The sequence below is a fragment of the Sporomusa sp. genome, assembly GCF_035561155.1.
Classification (GTDB): Bacteria; Bacillota; Negativicutes; order Sporomusales; family Sporomusaceae; genus Sporomusa.
Genome location: NZ_DATMYD010000138.1, coordinates 23,226 through 37,193 on the forward strand (window position 1 = coordinate 23,226; position 13,968 = coordinate 37,193).

At 46.0% G+C, this 13,968-nt stretch carries 13 protein-coding genes and 1 pseudogene; 12 read left to right on the top strand and 2 right to left on the bottom strand.

The genetic code is table 11. The annotated features are described in order from the left end of the window. The first annotated feature begins 90 nt into the window (after positions 1-90). Positions 91-1,617: a sensor domain-containing diguanylate cyclase gene (locus tag VN447_RS18240; RefSeq protein ID WP_325526938.1), complete on the top strand. Its 1,527-nt coding sequence runs from the start codon at positions 91-93 to the stop codon at positions 1,615-1,617. A 23-nt stretch (positions 1,618-1,640) separates the two neighbouring features. Further along, a complete protein-coding gene (locus tag VN447_RS18245; RefSeq protein WP_325526940.1) occupies positions 1,641-3,044 on the top strand; it encodes a diguanylate cyclase domain-containing protein in 1,404 nt (467 codons plus the stop codon). 3 nt (positions 3,045-3,047) lie between these two features. On the opposite strand, the gene VN447_RS18250 is transcribed toward VN447_RS18245, so the two are convergent. Further along, positions 3,048-4,601 carry a glycoside hydrolase family 26 protein gene (locus tag VN447_RS18250; RefSeq protein ID WP_325526942.1) on the bottom strand — a complete coding sequence of 518 codons (1,554 nt, stop codon included), beginning with the start codon at positions 4,599-4,601 and terminating at the stop codon, positions 3,048-3,050. 224 nt (positions 4,602-4,825) lie between these two features. On the opposite strand from VN447_RS18250, the gene VN447_RS18255 reads away from it, so the two are divergent. The 5 genes and pseudogenes from VN447_RS18255 to VN447_RS18275 all read left to right on the top strand — a co-directional run bounded on the left by VN447_RS18255 (position 4,826) and on the right by VN447_RS18275 (position 8,627). Beyond that, positions 4,826-4,999, top strand: a complete 174-nt coding sequence (locus VN447_RS18255; RefSeq protein ID WP_325526944.1) for a DUF362 domain-containing protein — start codon at positions 4,826-4,828, stop codon at positions 4,997-4,999. 95 nt (positions 5,000-5,094) lie between these two features. Further along, positions 5,095-5,778, top strand: coding sequence for a Crp/Fnr family transcriptional regulator (locus VN447_RS18260; RefSeq protein ID WP_325526946.1), 684 nt, complete (start codon positions 5,095-5,097; stop codon positions 5,776-5,778). A 184-nt stretch (positions 5,779-5,962) separates the two neighbouring features. Then, a pseudogene (locus VN447_RS18265) lies at positions 5,963-6,079 on the top strand (methyl-accepting chemotaxis protein); the annotation flags it as partial. Between the two features lie 60 nt (positions 6,080-6,139). Continuing rightward, complete coding sequence (locus VN447_RS18270; protein ID WP_325526948.1) at positions 6,140-7,885, top strand: LytS/YhcK type 5TM receptor domain-containing protein; 1,746 nt, start codon at positions 6,140-6,142, stop codon at positions 7,883-7,885. Next, positions 7,845-8,627 (top strand): LytTR family DNA-binding domain-containing protein, encoded by a 783-nt coding sequence (locus VN447_RS18275; protein WP_325526950.1) that lies wholly within the window; start codon positions 7,845-7,847, stop codon positions 8,625-8,627. Before VN447_RS18270 ends, VN447_RS18275 begins: the two co-directional genes overlap by 41 nt. A 135-nt stretch (positions 8,628-8,762) precedes the next feature. On the opposite strand, the gene VN447_RS18280 is transcribed toward VN447_RS18275, so the two are convergent. Continuing rightward, positions 8,763-8,981 (bottom strand): DUF1450 domain-containing protein, encoded by a 219-nt coding sequence (locus tag VN447_RS18280; protein WP_325526952.1) that lies wholly within the window; start codon positions 8,979-8,981, stop codon positions 8,763-8,765. A 186-nt stretch (positions 8,982-9,167) separates the two neighbouring features. Here VN447_RS18280 and VN447_RS18285 point away from each other — a divergent pair, with 186 nt between their 5' ends. The 5 genes from VN447_RS18285 (at position 9,168) to gltA (ending at position 13,760) form a co-directional block, all read left to right on the top strand. Then, positions 9,168-9,656 carry a carboxymuconolactone decarboxylase family protein gene (locus tag VN447_RS18285; RefSeq protein WP_325526953.1) on the top strand — a complete coding sequence of 163 codons (489 nt, stop codon included), beginning with the start codon at positions 9,168-9,170 and terminating at the stop codon, positions 9,654-9,656. A gap of 54 nt (positions 9,657-9,710) precedes the next feature. Further along, positions 9,711-10,679, top strand: a complete 969-nt coding sequence (locus VN447_RS18290; RefSeq protein WP_325526955.1) for a DUF1858 domain-containing protein — start codon at positions 9,711-9,713, stop codon at positions 10,677-10,679. Between the two features lie 25 nt (positions 10,680-10,704). Beyond that, positions 10,705-11,373, top strand: coding sequence for a hypothetical protein (locus tag VN447_RS18295; protein ID WP_325526957.1), 669 nt, complete (start codon positions 10,705-10,707; stop codon positions 11,371-11,373). 117 nt (positions 11,374-11,490) lie between these two features. After that, positions 11,491-12,369 (top strand): sulfide/dihydroorotate dehydrogenase-like FAD/NAD-binding protein, encoded by an 879-nt coding sequence (locus VN447_RS18300; protein WP_325526959.1) that lies wholly within the window; start codon positions 11,491-11,493, stop codon positions 12,367-12,369. Next, complete coding sequence (gene gltA / locus VN447_RS18305; RefSeq protein ID WP_325526961.1) at positions 12,369-13,760, top strand: NADPH-dependent glutamate synthase; 1,392 nt, start codon at positions 12,369-12,371, stop codon at positions 13,758-13,760. The genes VN447_RS18300 and gltA overlap by 1 nt, the downstream gene beginning before the upstream one ends. The last annotated feature ends 208 nt before the right edge of the window (positions 13,761-13,968 follow it).

Sequence of the window (13,968 nt, forward strand, 5' to 3'; positions counted from 1 at the left end):
TGCCGGGAAGGGAGTAGGGGTTAACTAGGCAAGATATTTATTGCTTGTGTCAGAATGGTACCGTAATATTTTACAAAAAGAGGCGGGCAGATGGAAGAACAACAACAAACGAACACGCGCATTGAGGAACTTACTGCCAAACTAGCACTGCTCGAAGCTGAGAACCTCCAACTTAAGCAGACACAGCAAAGGATAGCCGAAGTAAACAATAATTACCTAATGCTGCATTATCTGACAAGCAATATTCAAGATTGCCAGACAACACAGGGGCTTTGGGAAGTCTACTTGCACAACTTAAGTGACTGCGGCTTTAACTATGATCATGTCGCTGTTATGCTGCCTGATGATAATGAGGATTTTACCACAAAACTAACGCTGGTAGACGGCAAACTTACCCAGGTGACAGTAGAGCTTGGATCTGGTTATATCATGCAGGCAGCCACCACTAAGGTAGCGGTTACATCACCGGATAACTTGAAGGTTGCGGTGCCGATCGTGAAAAAAACAGGTGTGATTAGAGCGATCATACTGGCTGAAAAAGCCAGCGGTATCTTTTTTGAAGACTTACAGCTCTTAGATGTGTATGTCCGGCAGACGGCAGCTACAATTGAAAATATAATCCTTAACGAAAGCCTCCGGCATTTTCAGGAACTATTAGGGCGGCAACTTGACCAGTTTGTTATGTTGCACTATGTCACTAAAGCCATTCACGATGCTGGAAATTACTATGACGTGCTGACAAATTATCTGACGACATTGTGTTCGCCGCTAGGGTTCGGTTTTAAGGAGGGAATTCTTTATATTTTCGCTGAGAATAAACTTCAAAAAGCCAGTTTGCAGGGTGAGCAGCTGATGATAGATGAATTGGCTGCATTTGAAGGTAATCTAATTGACCGGGTAATAAAGGCAAAACATTATGAGCTTTCCCCAGATCGCAGTCATTTGCTGATGCCGCTTAACTCCTTCGGCAGTATTACTGCTGTTATCGAAATTAACCATGATAAAGAGATAGTGCCTGAGCAGGTTCAGATGTTGGAGATATTTGCAATGCAGACCTCTTCAGCTATTGATAATACCAGACTTAAACTCCATCTAGAGTACCTAAGTTTTCATGATCAATTGACCAATCTCTATAATCGCGCCTACTTTGAGAAAGAAATACAACGGATTGAGGCCGAAAACCTCTTCCCGGCAGGGATCATTGTCTGTGATCTAGATGGGCTCAAAATGGTCAATGACACTTGGGGCCACGACGCCGGTGACGAATTTATTGTCGCAGCCGCGAAACTCATCAAATCAGCAGTGCCGGATAGTGCAGTGGCGGCCCGGATTGGCGGCGATGAATTCGGCATTATCATCACAGGCAGCTCTGTTGAGACAATTGACGAAGCAGGGCTTAAGCTTAAGCACTCGCTTGCTGAGTACAATGCCGGGTTGCCGGATATTCCGATTGGGATGTCGATTGGCTGGGCGTCCAGCGCCCTGCCTGTAGCAGTAATAGAGATTTTTAAAAAAGCAGATGGGCAAATGTATTACGATAAGTCTCTTCACGGCGAGGCCAGCCGCGAACATATTCTCAAGACGAATAAGAGGCATCTGAGTGTTGAGCTACAGTAAGGCTATGCCTGGTGGAGGATTGCATGCTGGATTTTAGGAAGGCGCGTAAATATATAAATTATCTGGTAATGGCGGCAGTGCTGCTGCCACTTATTTTTATTGCCGAGGTTGCTTATGTTGAGCACCAGCATACAATCGGTATTAGGCAAGGTCAGACCCAGGAAATTATAAGGCTTAGGACCGAAGCCGCGACAGGCTGGATTGATAGCCAGGCAGCTTACATCAGGGCAATTGCCAGGTTACACGGGACTCAATCTGGTAAACAGGAGGCGATAACGGCTGAGTTTCATTCTTTTCTTGATGCGGGGACGGGCTTAGCTTCATTAGCGTATGCCGGCATGGACGGGAAAATCCAGGTTGATACTGCTGAGCCTCCTGGGCGCTATATCGGTGACTATAAATACTTTACAGCGGCCGCATCCGGACAGGAGTATACCGGTGAGATAACAGGAACAGATTGGTGGCAGGGAGAAGACGTGACGGTAGTAGCAGTACCAGTCACCGTCAATGGTGAGATAACAGGGATTGTTTATGGGGTTATTCGCAAAGAATCCATTGAGTCGATCACCGCAAAACTTGTTCCTGGCGTTGGTGGCGGCGAACTGGCGCTCAGCCGGTGGCTAACCTGGCTGGGGTTAGTGTATTTATTAGGTGTAATACCGCTGCTGCTAATTGTCTTGTCGCGCCGCTATCAAGAAGCAATTCACACTAACCCCGTGGCCGACAACCCGCAGCTTCCTGGCAAATTAGGCGATAAAATACCGTCAGCTGTCATTGATAATGCTCTGGCAGCAGCAGTTAAGGCAATGACAATGGCAGCAGACAAAATGCCTGCTGCCATAACAAATGAAACGCCGGTAATAAGAACAGACGGAGTGTTTCCAGAACCGGTTCGACTACCGGGAAAAGAACCGGCAGAGGAACTGTCTGTACGTGATGCTATGACAGGCCTGTACACGCAGGCTGGTTTTGAACAGGTGCTTGCTGTTGAGGATGGAAAACCGGGCAAAGGCATTATTGTATGCAGCATTGATGGTATGAAAGTTATTAATGATTTTTTAGGGTACAAGACTGGTGATGCAATCATCAAGGCTGCGGCTAATGCGCTACTGTCAGCGGTTGGTTCACAGCAAATAACGGCTCGCTTGGATGGCGATAAGTTTGCTGTTCTCATCGCGGATGCCAGAGCGACGGTAGTCGAAGACTGTAAAAAAGACATTAAATACTATGTTGATCTTCATAACTTACTTCACCCAGAGTTGCCGCTTAGTATAACGGTTGGCTGCGCAGTTGCCGGAGAGCGTGATAATCTACAGGCAGTCTGGAATAAAGCGGGTAATGATATGGAAAGCTATAAAGCTGTCAACCGGGTAGAGGCACGCAAATTTATCATGTGGTCAATTAAACGCAACCGGCGGCGGACCTAAGAGTTATTCCCTGCTGAATTTTTTTAATCCCTGACGGAAAGCAGCTGTTGTTTCATCAGTCTCATCCAGAATATAGATACGGCCAGGGTTGCCGGAAGCATCATAGTCGATGCCGTTCCACCAAATTGCGATCTTTATTTTATTGAACTGCCCAATTTGATCAAACATCCTGGTCATCCAGGCCGCCTTGTTACCACCGACTGAATTAGAGCCGAATTCGGTAATCATAAAAGGCTTGGCAAAATGACGGTCATACTCGGCATAGGTATCAGGGTAAATGCTGGCGAACTCGCGCCACTTTTCGCCATGGAAATAAGTGCCGGTATTATATCCAGTCAGACCAATAATGTCAACATACTCGTCACCTGGATAATACATCAGATAGTGGTTCCATTTAAAATTGGGAAAAGATAAATCGTGTGGATTCCATACCCAAAGCACATTATCAACACCGTTATCATTAAATATCGTGCGGACATGCCGCCATACTGCCTTATACAGTTCAGCATCCTTACTATAATAAGAGGCTGAATACCAGCACCAGTCCCCGTTCATTTCATTATTCAGACGAAAAAGAACCGGGTGGCCGAAAGCCTTTAGCTGCTCGGCATACAGATTAAAATAATCATCATATTTGCCGTCTAAGATGTCATACATAGCACTGGAGTTATCGGTGAAATAGCGGCTAGTCTGCAACGTCAGTTCAACCGTACGGCCACGTGCATAAGCCGACTCAAGGGCTAGGCTAGGCAGGTTTTCATCAAAAGACTGATAGCGTACCAATATAGGAAAAGTATAGTTAAGCTGGTTTTCCAGAAGATCAAGTTTTTCAAAAGTCTGGGGCGCTGCTGGTTCAAAAATACCCCAGCGGAGCGGGCTGGTCATACTAAAAAATTTATCGTAGAAAGCACGCGTTTCGGCATTACGTGGAGTGTGGTCCAAAGCAGCAGGCATATTGAAACGCGCTATACCCTGACGCTCAGTTAATGCAAAGCTGGCAGCAATCTCCTTAGCATTGTGAATTGGCTGAGTTGACTTGATCAAGATTGTATATACTTCATTTTGATTCTTCACTATCTCGATACTAGAGTAATAGTTTTTGTCATTAGGCACCCGCTGCAGCGGGCGCCGTGTCCAATTCAAAAGATGAATAGTAAAGCCGTTTTGCCGGTATGTTTCATCAAGCAGCAAAGAATGCTCCCTAGTGTTATTAATAAACTTATTGCTATAACTTATATAATCGTTGGCAGTAGCCTGCGTACCTGCAAAATTATCATAAAAAATCTCTATCCGCAGGGTATCGTTAGCCAGCACTGTGACTACGGGGGAGAGCGAGGCGTCTACGGTCAGGCCGTGTGGAACAAGCATTGAATAGCCGTTGGCGTAATCGGTGAAGCGTTCATAGCGGCTGTCAACATAAGCGGTAACTTTAACATCGTCATCAGGATTTGGCGCAAAGGCTGCGTAATCCCCGTTAATGATGGATGCGGCATTGGCCGGGGCTGATAATGCTGCTGCTAAGAGCATCACTGTTACTAAGCGGTAGAAATTGCGCATAACGGTATCTCCCTAAATTTTATCTAAAACACATTTAATTATATCGTAATAAGCAACAATTTCCTTAATGCCAGCATCTTAAAAGCCATTAAAGTTGTAGATACTACAAGCATAATCTTATGCAACCTATGATTTTTATCACAGACGAGCTTGGCTGTTTAGGAGTATATTCAGCTTAAGTACGTCAGCGTAAGGTGGCGTAATAAACAAAGGAGGGAAGAACAGTGGCATACAAGATTAATTCTGAATGCATTAAATGCGGCGCGTGTGCGTCGGTCTGCCCGGTTGAGGCTATTTCTGAGGATGATACCCAATACGTGATTGATCCTGGTCTTTGTATTGACTGTGGCGCATGTGCGGCCGTGTGTCCGGTAGGCGCTATCAGCCCCGGTGAATAGAGGATATTTCAGATTTGACACTAAGTGACACTAGTCCAGCCTACGAGCTGGACTTTTACATATATATGTCAGGGTACCGGGGAGGAGAGATTTGCATGGTAGAATTCGAATATTTAAAACACTTGCCCATTTTCGAGGAGCTGGCCCCTGCTGATTTGGCCGCCATCAGCAATGTTACGCTTGAACGGCGTTACAAAAAAAATATGATTATCTTTATGGAGGGTGAGCCGGGTGAGGGCTTCCACTATGTTAAGAGCGGCAAGGTGAAGATTGTTAAGATGGCACAAGATGGCAGAGAGCACATCATCAATATTCTAGGGACAGGGGAGGTCTTTGCCGAGGTGCTCCTCTTTAACCGTGGGCCTTACCCAGCTACTGCGGTCGCATTAGAAGACTCGGTTATTGGTATTATAAAAAATAATGACCTGGAAAATGTGGTAGCCGAAAACGCCCGTATCGCCCTTCATATCATCAGAGTCATGAGTAAGAAGCTGCTGCACGCTCAAATGAAGATAAAAACCCTGGCACTGTCAGATACCTTTTCGCGTACAGCACAAATTCTTATCCGGCTGTCCCAGCAGTATGGCCGGCCAGTTGCCGGAGGCATTCAGATTGATGTTGATATGACCCGTCAGGACCTGGCCAATCTAGTTGGAACAACCCGTGAAACCGTAAGCCGGGTGCTAAGTTCCATGAAAAAAGACAAAGTCCTTGATTTTAGCGACCAGCAAATTATTATTTTAGATGTAAAAAGGCTTGACAGATATAAAGAAGTGTAATTACGCAAAAGCGCCGTTGGGCGCTTTTTTTTTGCCCAATAATAGTCCCTGTAATTTTTGTTGGCAGATTCACAGGGTTTGTCAGTCAATTCCTGCGCTTGGTCGTAATTTTATGTCGTGTGGTCAGATAAGAAACTAGTATGGTGGTAGAAATGATTTTGAAGGAGGAAGTCACGTGAGCCGTGTGTCTGCGGCTACCCAGGAGCATTTAGCTGCCATGGAGGAAATTGCGGCATCAAGCCAAAGCCTGGCCCGACTTGCCGAAGAATTACAAGGCGTTGTAGATATGTTTAGATTATAAGTTGCGGCGCTTATTGTGTTACAATGTAATTAAAGGTTTTGCTATTTTGGGGTGATTGGCGTGTACTTCAGCCTAATGGACGACGTAATAAAAAACATTGCTGTACTGGGGGTAGCTGCGTATTTGACGACCCAGCTGCCGCCGTTTCGCCGGGCGCTCAGTCAGACGCAATACCGGTTTCGGGATAAGCTTGTATTAATTTGTATTTTCGGTTTCTTTTCAGGACTTGGGAATTATCTCAGCATTCCCATTATGGGAGCATTAGCCAATACCCGCATTGTTGGGGCTGTTGCGGGCGGGCTCTTGGGAGGGCCGATTGTGGGGTTGGGGGCAGGCATTATCGGCGGTATCCCCCGGTATTTTATGGGTGGCTATACCGTGATTCCGGCTGTTGTCACCAATGTTTTGGTGGGCTATCTAAGCGGATTGGTTTATTCCCGGTACGGTGTCCGAAATATTGGGGTGAAAACAGCACTTGCCGTATCTTTTGGCTCTGAAGTCATCCTCAAGCTCATGATACTGGCTTTTTCGAGTTCGTTTGAAGCCGCGTGGGAATTAGAACGGGTTATTGCCATTCCAACGACCATCGCCAATTGTCTTGGAGTTATGCTGTTTGTGTATATTGTACGCGACGTATATCAAGAGCAAGAGAAGGTTCAGGCCAGGGCGGCGCAGCAGGCCATGCAGGTCATCCAAAAAACCAACGGAGTTTTGTGGAACGGTTTAACAATAAAATCAGCACAAAGTGTAGCAGAAATCATCTATTCAGAGATAGAAGCAGACGCTGTAGCAGTCACAGATACAGAAAAAGTGCTGGCTTTTATCGGAGAGGGTGATGACCACCATATTATTGGACAGCCTTTTATTACGCAAGCTACTAAACTAGCTATGCGAAACCGACATACCGTTATCACCAATGACAAGGAAAGTATTGGTTGCCCGGTGGAGTCCTGTCCTCTTACTGCGGTAATTGATGCACCTTTACTTGTGAATAACCGCTTTCAGGGGAGTATTAAGGTGTATAAAACAGGTGCCGGTGTTATTCTTTCCTATGAGGCTGAGTTAGTGCAGGGGATTGCGGACTTTTTGAGCTTACAGCTGTTACATGGTGAACTTGAAGCTAAAACTATGCTACTGGCACAAGCTGAGTATAATTCACTTCGCGCCCAAATCCATCCCCACTTCATGTTTAATACCTTAGGCACTATCAGAGCTATAACAAGGACAGATCCAGAACAAGCCCGTTCGTTAATCAAGGATTTGTCTGATATTATTAGACGGCATATCCGTGCGGGTAAAGAAATGAATACAGTAGAGGAAGAAATGGATTTTGTGGATAGTTATATCCGCCTGGAACAAGCCCGATTCGGTGACCGGATTCAAATTGTCAAAGCCATAGATCCGGGAACTTACGGCCAGCGAGTACCTGTTTTTGCTGTGCAAGTGCTTGTTGAAAACGCTGTAAAACATGCTCTTTCGCCCAAAAAAGAGGGTGGTGTTATCGAAATCCGCGTACGTAGGGAAGGTAAAACCGTTTGTATTTCGGTGCAAGACAACGGAGTTGGTATTACTGGGGAGTGTCTTGCGCAGCTTTTGGAAACACAACCTGTTTCCCGGATTGCCGAAGGGATAGGTATTGGACTTAATAATGTTCATGCCCGTATTCAACGGCTGTTTGGCAATGAATTTGGTATTTCGATAGAGAGTAAAGAAAACGAAGGCACCTGCGTGTCTATTCGTTTACCTTGGCAGGAGGCGGCGCCAGATGACACGGTTGAAGGGCGTAAAAGTTATTATTGCGGATGATGAAAGATTGATGGCTGTGGAGCTGCAATCTTTATTACTGGAGACTTATCCCGATCTTCAGATAGTAGGCGTCGCGCATGATGGGGAGGCCGCTTTGCAGTTGATAACAACCTATAAGCCGGATATTGCCTTTCTGGATATTCAGATGCCTGGAATGACCGGACTTGAAGTAGCAAAAAAACTTATTGCCTGCGAAGAACCGCCTGCAGTGGTTTTTGCCACCGCCTACGACGAATATGCACTAAAAGCGTTTGCGGTAAATGCGATGGACTATATTCTTAAACCTTACGATGAGCTTGATATTGAGCGAGTCATGGGGAAGTTTGAAAAAATGCTTGCCAGGTCAACTGTAAAACCAAAATCAAGTGGAAATATAGAAGTATCAAAATCATGTGCCGTCCGTAAGTTTTCTGTTGAAAAAGGAGATCGAATGGAGGTCATTGATAGTGATAAGATCGAGATTGTTTACGCTAAAGACCGGCTTGTGTACATTAAAACCCTTGATGGCGAGAATTACCGGACCAAGCTTACTTTGCAAGACTTCGAATCCAAATTGCCATCAGATCGCTTTTTTCGCTGTCACCGGAACTTTGTTGTGAACGTTAATCAGATTAAAGAGATTGCAACCTGGTTTAATAAAGGATATATATTGATACTGCAAAAAACAGGGACAGGGAAAAGCACGGAAGTTCCAGTAGGCAGAGCGTATGCCGCCAAGCTAAAGGAGTATATCGAGTTATAATTATATACCGCCTTTAGCAGGCGGTTTTTTGTCCAGATAGAAAGCATAACATTCCCAGGATAAGGGAACATCGGCTTCCATACAAAGAAGCCAGCTACTTGTCAAAGGTAGCTGGCTTCTTTGTATGTTTATCCGTTAAGCGTTTTCGATTTCTTCAAATAAATAATGGGTTGTATCTGCTGTGACTAAGCTGTCATTAACTTTAGCGATATATGTTTCCGCACAGTCGCCGCACTCGCCTAAACAAGGTTCCACGGAGATCTCGACGTCTTTAAACTCAGCCCGGCATTTTTCCACAAGCTCTTCCATGCCCTCGTGTTTCAGATTGTTTTCGCAGAATTGCAGTTTCTTCATATTTCTTTGCCTCCTTCAGTTTTTCGAAGTTTAGTTTCGTCCTGATACCGGCAAACTATGTAAAGATATTTTACCCTCGTTTTGGTGTGACGAAAATCACACCATACTGTGATGTCTGCCAATGAATGGGAGCAAACTTTATAATACAATATACTCAAGATATAAAGCTAGAAGGAGACAAAAGCAATGGCTAATTTTGATAAACAGCAAATGATTGCCGAGTTTAAAAAACAGTTCGGATTTGTGCCTCCATGTGGTATGGGAGCAGGCGATTTAGGCGAGGATATGCAGAAAATCATTAGTGAGTATCACCATATTATCTGGGGCGAAGGTGTTATTCCTTTAAAATACCGTTACCTTATTGCACTAGCGACTGCTGTCTATGGCGATGATGATGTACGCGCCAAGCTGGAACTCTTGAAGGCCTTAAACCACGGCGCTACCCGCGAAGAGATCATCGAGGTGTTTCGCCAGCAGGTATGGATGAAAGGCGCCCACACTATTGTAAAACTTAGTCCGCTGATTAAGTTTATGGATACTATTTATAAAGAAAACACGGCTTCCGCCGAGCCTTTGGCGAAAGCGAAAGCCGATGTTGCCCTTATCCAGACGGAAAGTTATACTTTCCAACAGGATGAGAAAGCACAGCATGATGTTGAATCTGGCGGTCATTAATAACCCCAGCTATTTCGGTAAAAAATAAATTAAGAACATTGAGGAGGTGGCAGTATGCTGCCCAAAGGAGCAAACCTGCAAAAAATCAGGGACGGAAAACGTACTTATGCCATAACCCCGCATCTGCCTGGGGGATTTATCAAACCTGAGGTAATGCAAAAATACGTAGATGTTACCAAGAAATATGGCGGTACCATGAAGCTGACCTCAGCTCAGCGCATTATGATTACCGGACTCAAGGCAGAAGATATTGAAAGCATCTGGGAAGATCTAGGTATGACGCCAGCGCTTGGCTTTGCCAACTGTGTGCGTAGTGTTAAGATCTGCCCGGGGATAGCTTTTTGCAAACGTGGCAAGCAAGACAGCATTAAGCTTGGTTTGGAACTTGACAAACGTTATATCAAAAAAGAAATGCCAAGCCGTATCAAAATGGGGGTTTCAGCCTGCCCTAACTCTTGTGGGGAATCTGTAGTTAAAGACGTTGGTGTCATTGGTACTGACGAAGGCTGGGATGTCTATGTCGGCGGCAGCGCTGGTTCCCATCCACGCTTAGCTGACAGAATCATTACAAGCCTTGATTATGAGGATACCCTGCGAATTGTTGACATCATTATGCGCTATTACCAAAAACATGCCGATATTGAACGTATTGGTCAATTCATTGAACGCATTGGCTTGGAGAAATTCAAAACCGATGTTCTGGCCGAGTTTTATGGTGAAAAAAGCGCCGTTACCGAACCTAAAGTATCTCAATCTGAGGCTGGAGAAAAAATTGTGCCCATACCTGGCGGTCTTACTGAAGGTGATTTGGTATTTGGTGACCCCATTACAGGTGACAGTGTAATCAGCGACATTATCAGGGTTTACCCACAGACCATCCCGGTATTCCGTTCCTTTGGCATGGGGTGTCTTGGCTGCCCGTCCTCAACCGGCGAGCCTGTTACCCAAGCGGCTGAAATCCACGGGTTGAATTTAACAGAACTGCTGGCCGCACTGAATAAAGTCGTTCCGGCTAATAAGTAAACTAATAATTGTAGGAGGAGATATTATGAGTGCCTTTTTAGCACCTATCCATTACTGGTTATATAACAAAATTCGCCATGTCATTGAGCGTGAACAAGTGATTTACCAAGGGGCCGAAAATTTGTGTGGTGGTACGGCTGAAGAAGCCCGTGCTCAGGCATGGCAAAGCTATGGTGAACCGTTGCCTGATACAGATTTAACAGAACACATCGACCAGAGCAATATCCATGGTTGGCTGCAGCGGCAGATTAATGTGGCTGAAAGCCGGGAAGCCGCTTTTATCCAAGCTCTGGTTGACAATTGCGGTGATGCTGCTATTGACGTAGCGCAAAGGGCTTTCCAGGAACATGGTGCTCACTGCGCCCGCCACGCCGATGCTCAGGGTAAGTACGAAACCTCCACCGCGACCGGCATTTACAAAGCAATAAACGACTACTACCTGAATGGTATGCCTTGTGACCAGGCTGACTCTGTGCTGGAAAGCACACCTGACAAAATGGTCTGGGAGAGTGAAGTTTGCCTGCAGGAACCTAACTGGAAGCGGGCTGGGGCTGACGGAAAAATGATGAAAAATCTTTACAACGAATGGCTTACCGCCTTTGTTAGTATCCTTAATCCTGGCTTTGCTCTTAAGCAAACCGCCGTTACTAAGGCCGGTGGCGCAATTACCAGGTACGAGATTACCCGGGTGTAACCCGTAGCCGTGGCATATAGCCGCGGCTTTTTCCTATTCCCAACCATGGCAATCTGTGATATAATTCTCATGCCGAATTTTTGTCGCACAATGTCGAAGTAGGAGAGGAAGGCTGGAATGTTCAAAATAGTCGAAAAACGAAAATTGGCAGCGCAAATTTATTTAATGGATGTAGAAGCTCCCCGGGTGGCTAAATCGGCCAGACCCGGCCAGTTTGTTATTGTTAAAATGAACGAAAAAGGCGAAAGAATTCCGTTAACCATTTGTGATTATGATGCTGATAGAGGAACTGTCACAATTGTATTTCAGACTTTAGGTCAGTCGACCATGGAGATGGCTGGCTACGAGGTTGGTGACTATTTCACTGATTTTGCCGGGCCGCTTGGTGAAGCCTCTGAATTTATCTATGACGACATTGATGACTTGAAGAAACAACGTTTTGTTTTTGTTGCCGGCGGCGTGGGAACTGCTCCGGTGTACCCGCAGGTAAAATGGCTGCAGCAGCGTGGTGTTCAGGTTGACGTAATTATCGGCGCGCGCTCTAAAGACTTCGTAATTCTCGAAGAGGAAATGAAAGCTTTAGGTGCTAATGTATATGTTACCACCGACGATGGCTCTTACAGCCGTAAGGGGCTTGTTACCGACGTTTTAAAAGGACTGATTGACGGCGGCGTTAAATATGACCATGTTATTGCTATTGGCCCAATGATTATGATGAAATTTGTGGCCAAACTGACAAAAGGATATGACATTAAGACAACCATCAGCTTAAACCCGATCATGGTTGACGGCACCGGCATGTGCGGCGCCTGCCGCGTCACTGTCGGCGACGATATTAAATTTGCCTGTGTCGATGGTCCGGAATTTGACGGTCACCTGGTTGATTTTGACGAAGCCATGCGACGTCAGGCAATGTATAAAACTGAGGAAGGCCGATGCCTGCTTGAGGCCGAAAAAACCAGCCATACCGGCGGGTGCTGTGGAGGTAATAAATAATGAGCAAAGCAGCCAGAGTACCAGTACGGGAACAGTGTGCTAAAGCGCGGGTCACTAATTTTGAAGAAGTATGCTTGGGCTATTCGCTGGAAGAAGCGGTTGCCGAAGCAGCCCGCTGTTTAAATTGCAAAAATGCAAAATGTGTGGGCGATTGCCCGGTAGCTATAGATATTCCGGCATTTATCAGTCATGTTAAAAAAGGTGAAATTACCGAAGCCGCTAAAGTTATTGCCAAGGCCAGCGCTCTGCCTGCTGTGTGCGGCCGCGTCTGTCCGCAGGAAACCCAGTGTGAAGGCAAGTGTATTCTGGGTATTAAAGGCGAGGCTGTAGCCATTGGCAAACTTGAACGGTTTGTTGCCGACTGGGCCCGGGAAAACCAAATTGACACTGCCGACGTTGCACCGAAAAACGGCAAAAAGGTAGCTGTCATCGGCAGCGGCCCGGCGGGGTTAGCCTGTGCCGGTGATCTTGCCCGTAAAGGATATGAGGTAACGATATTTGAAGCGCTGCACGAACCGGGTGGCGTGCTTGTATATGGTATCCCTGAGTTCCGTCTGCCTAAAGAAACAGTGGTAAAATCCGAGATCGCAAACCTCAAGAAGATGGGTGTCCGCATTGAGACTAACGTCATTATCGGTAAAACGGTAACCATTGACGAACTTCTAAATGAAGAAGGCTTTGAAGCTGTATTTATCGGTTCAGGCGCCGGTCTGCCCAAGTTTATGGGGATTTCGGGTGAGAATGCCAACGGTGTATTCTCTGCCAATGAGTTTTTAACCCGTAATAATCTGATGAAAGCCTTTAAGGCGGAATATGCGACCCCTATTAAAGTGGGTAGCAAAGTAGCTGTCGTCGGCGGCGGCAACGTAGCTATGGACGCCGCCAGAACAGCCGCCCGCCTGGGTGCTGAAACCCACGTTGTCTACCGCCGGTCAGAAGCTGAATTGCCTGCCCGTGTTGAAGAAGTACATCATGCCAAAGAAGAAGGGATCATCTTTGACGTGCTGACTAATCCGACTGAGATTTTGGTAGATGACAAAGGCTGGGTAACCGGTTTACGGTGCATTAAAATGGAACTGGGTGAGCCTGATGCCTCAGGCCGGAGAAAACCGGTTGAAGTGCCTAACTCTGCGTTTATCATGGAAGTAGACACTGTCATCATGTCGCTCGGCACTTCGCCTAACCCGCTTATTTCTACAACCACCAAAGGTCTTGAAATCAATAAATGGCAGTGTATCGTAGCTGACGAAGAAACCGGCCTTACTAGCCGCGAGCGTGTCTACGCCGGCGGCGACGCCGTGACCGGCGCAGCCACGGTAATTCTGGCCATGGGCGCAGGCAAAAAAGCAGCCCAGGCCATTGACGAAATGCTCATGGGTGCCAAACAATAACAAGAAATGCAAAAGGTTGTCAGGGCGAAAACCCTAACAACCTTTTTAGAATTAGTTCTGACTCACGGGGACGGTTCGAAACCACTGATTAAATCCTATTTCTAATGACTTATCCACACTGCTGTAGGGGTGAACCAGCGATTTAAAATAACATTGGTTAAAATATCATAAAACATGCTTGAGCAAGAAGATAGCAGGCCTGCTATCC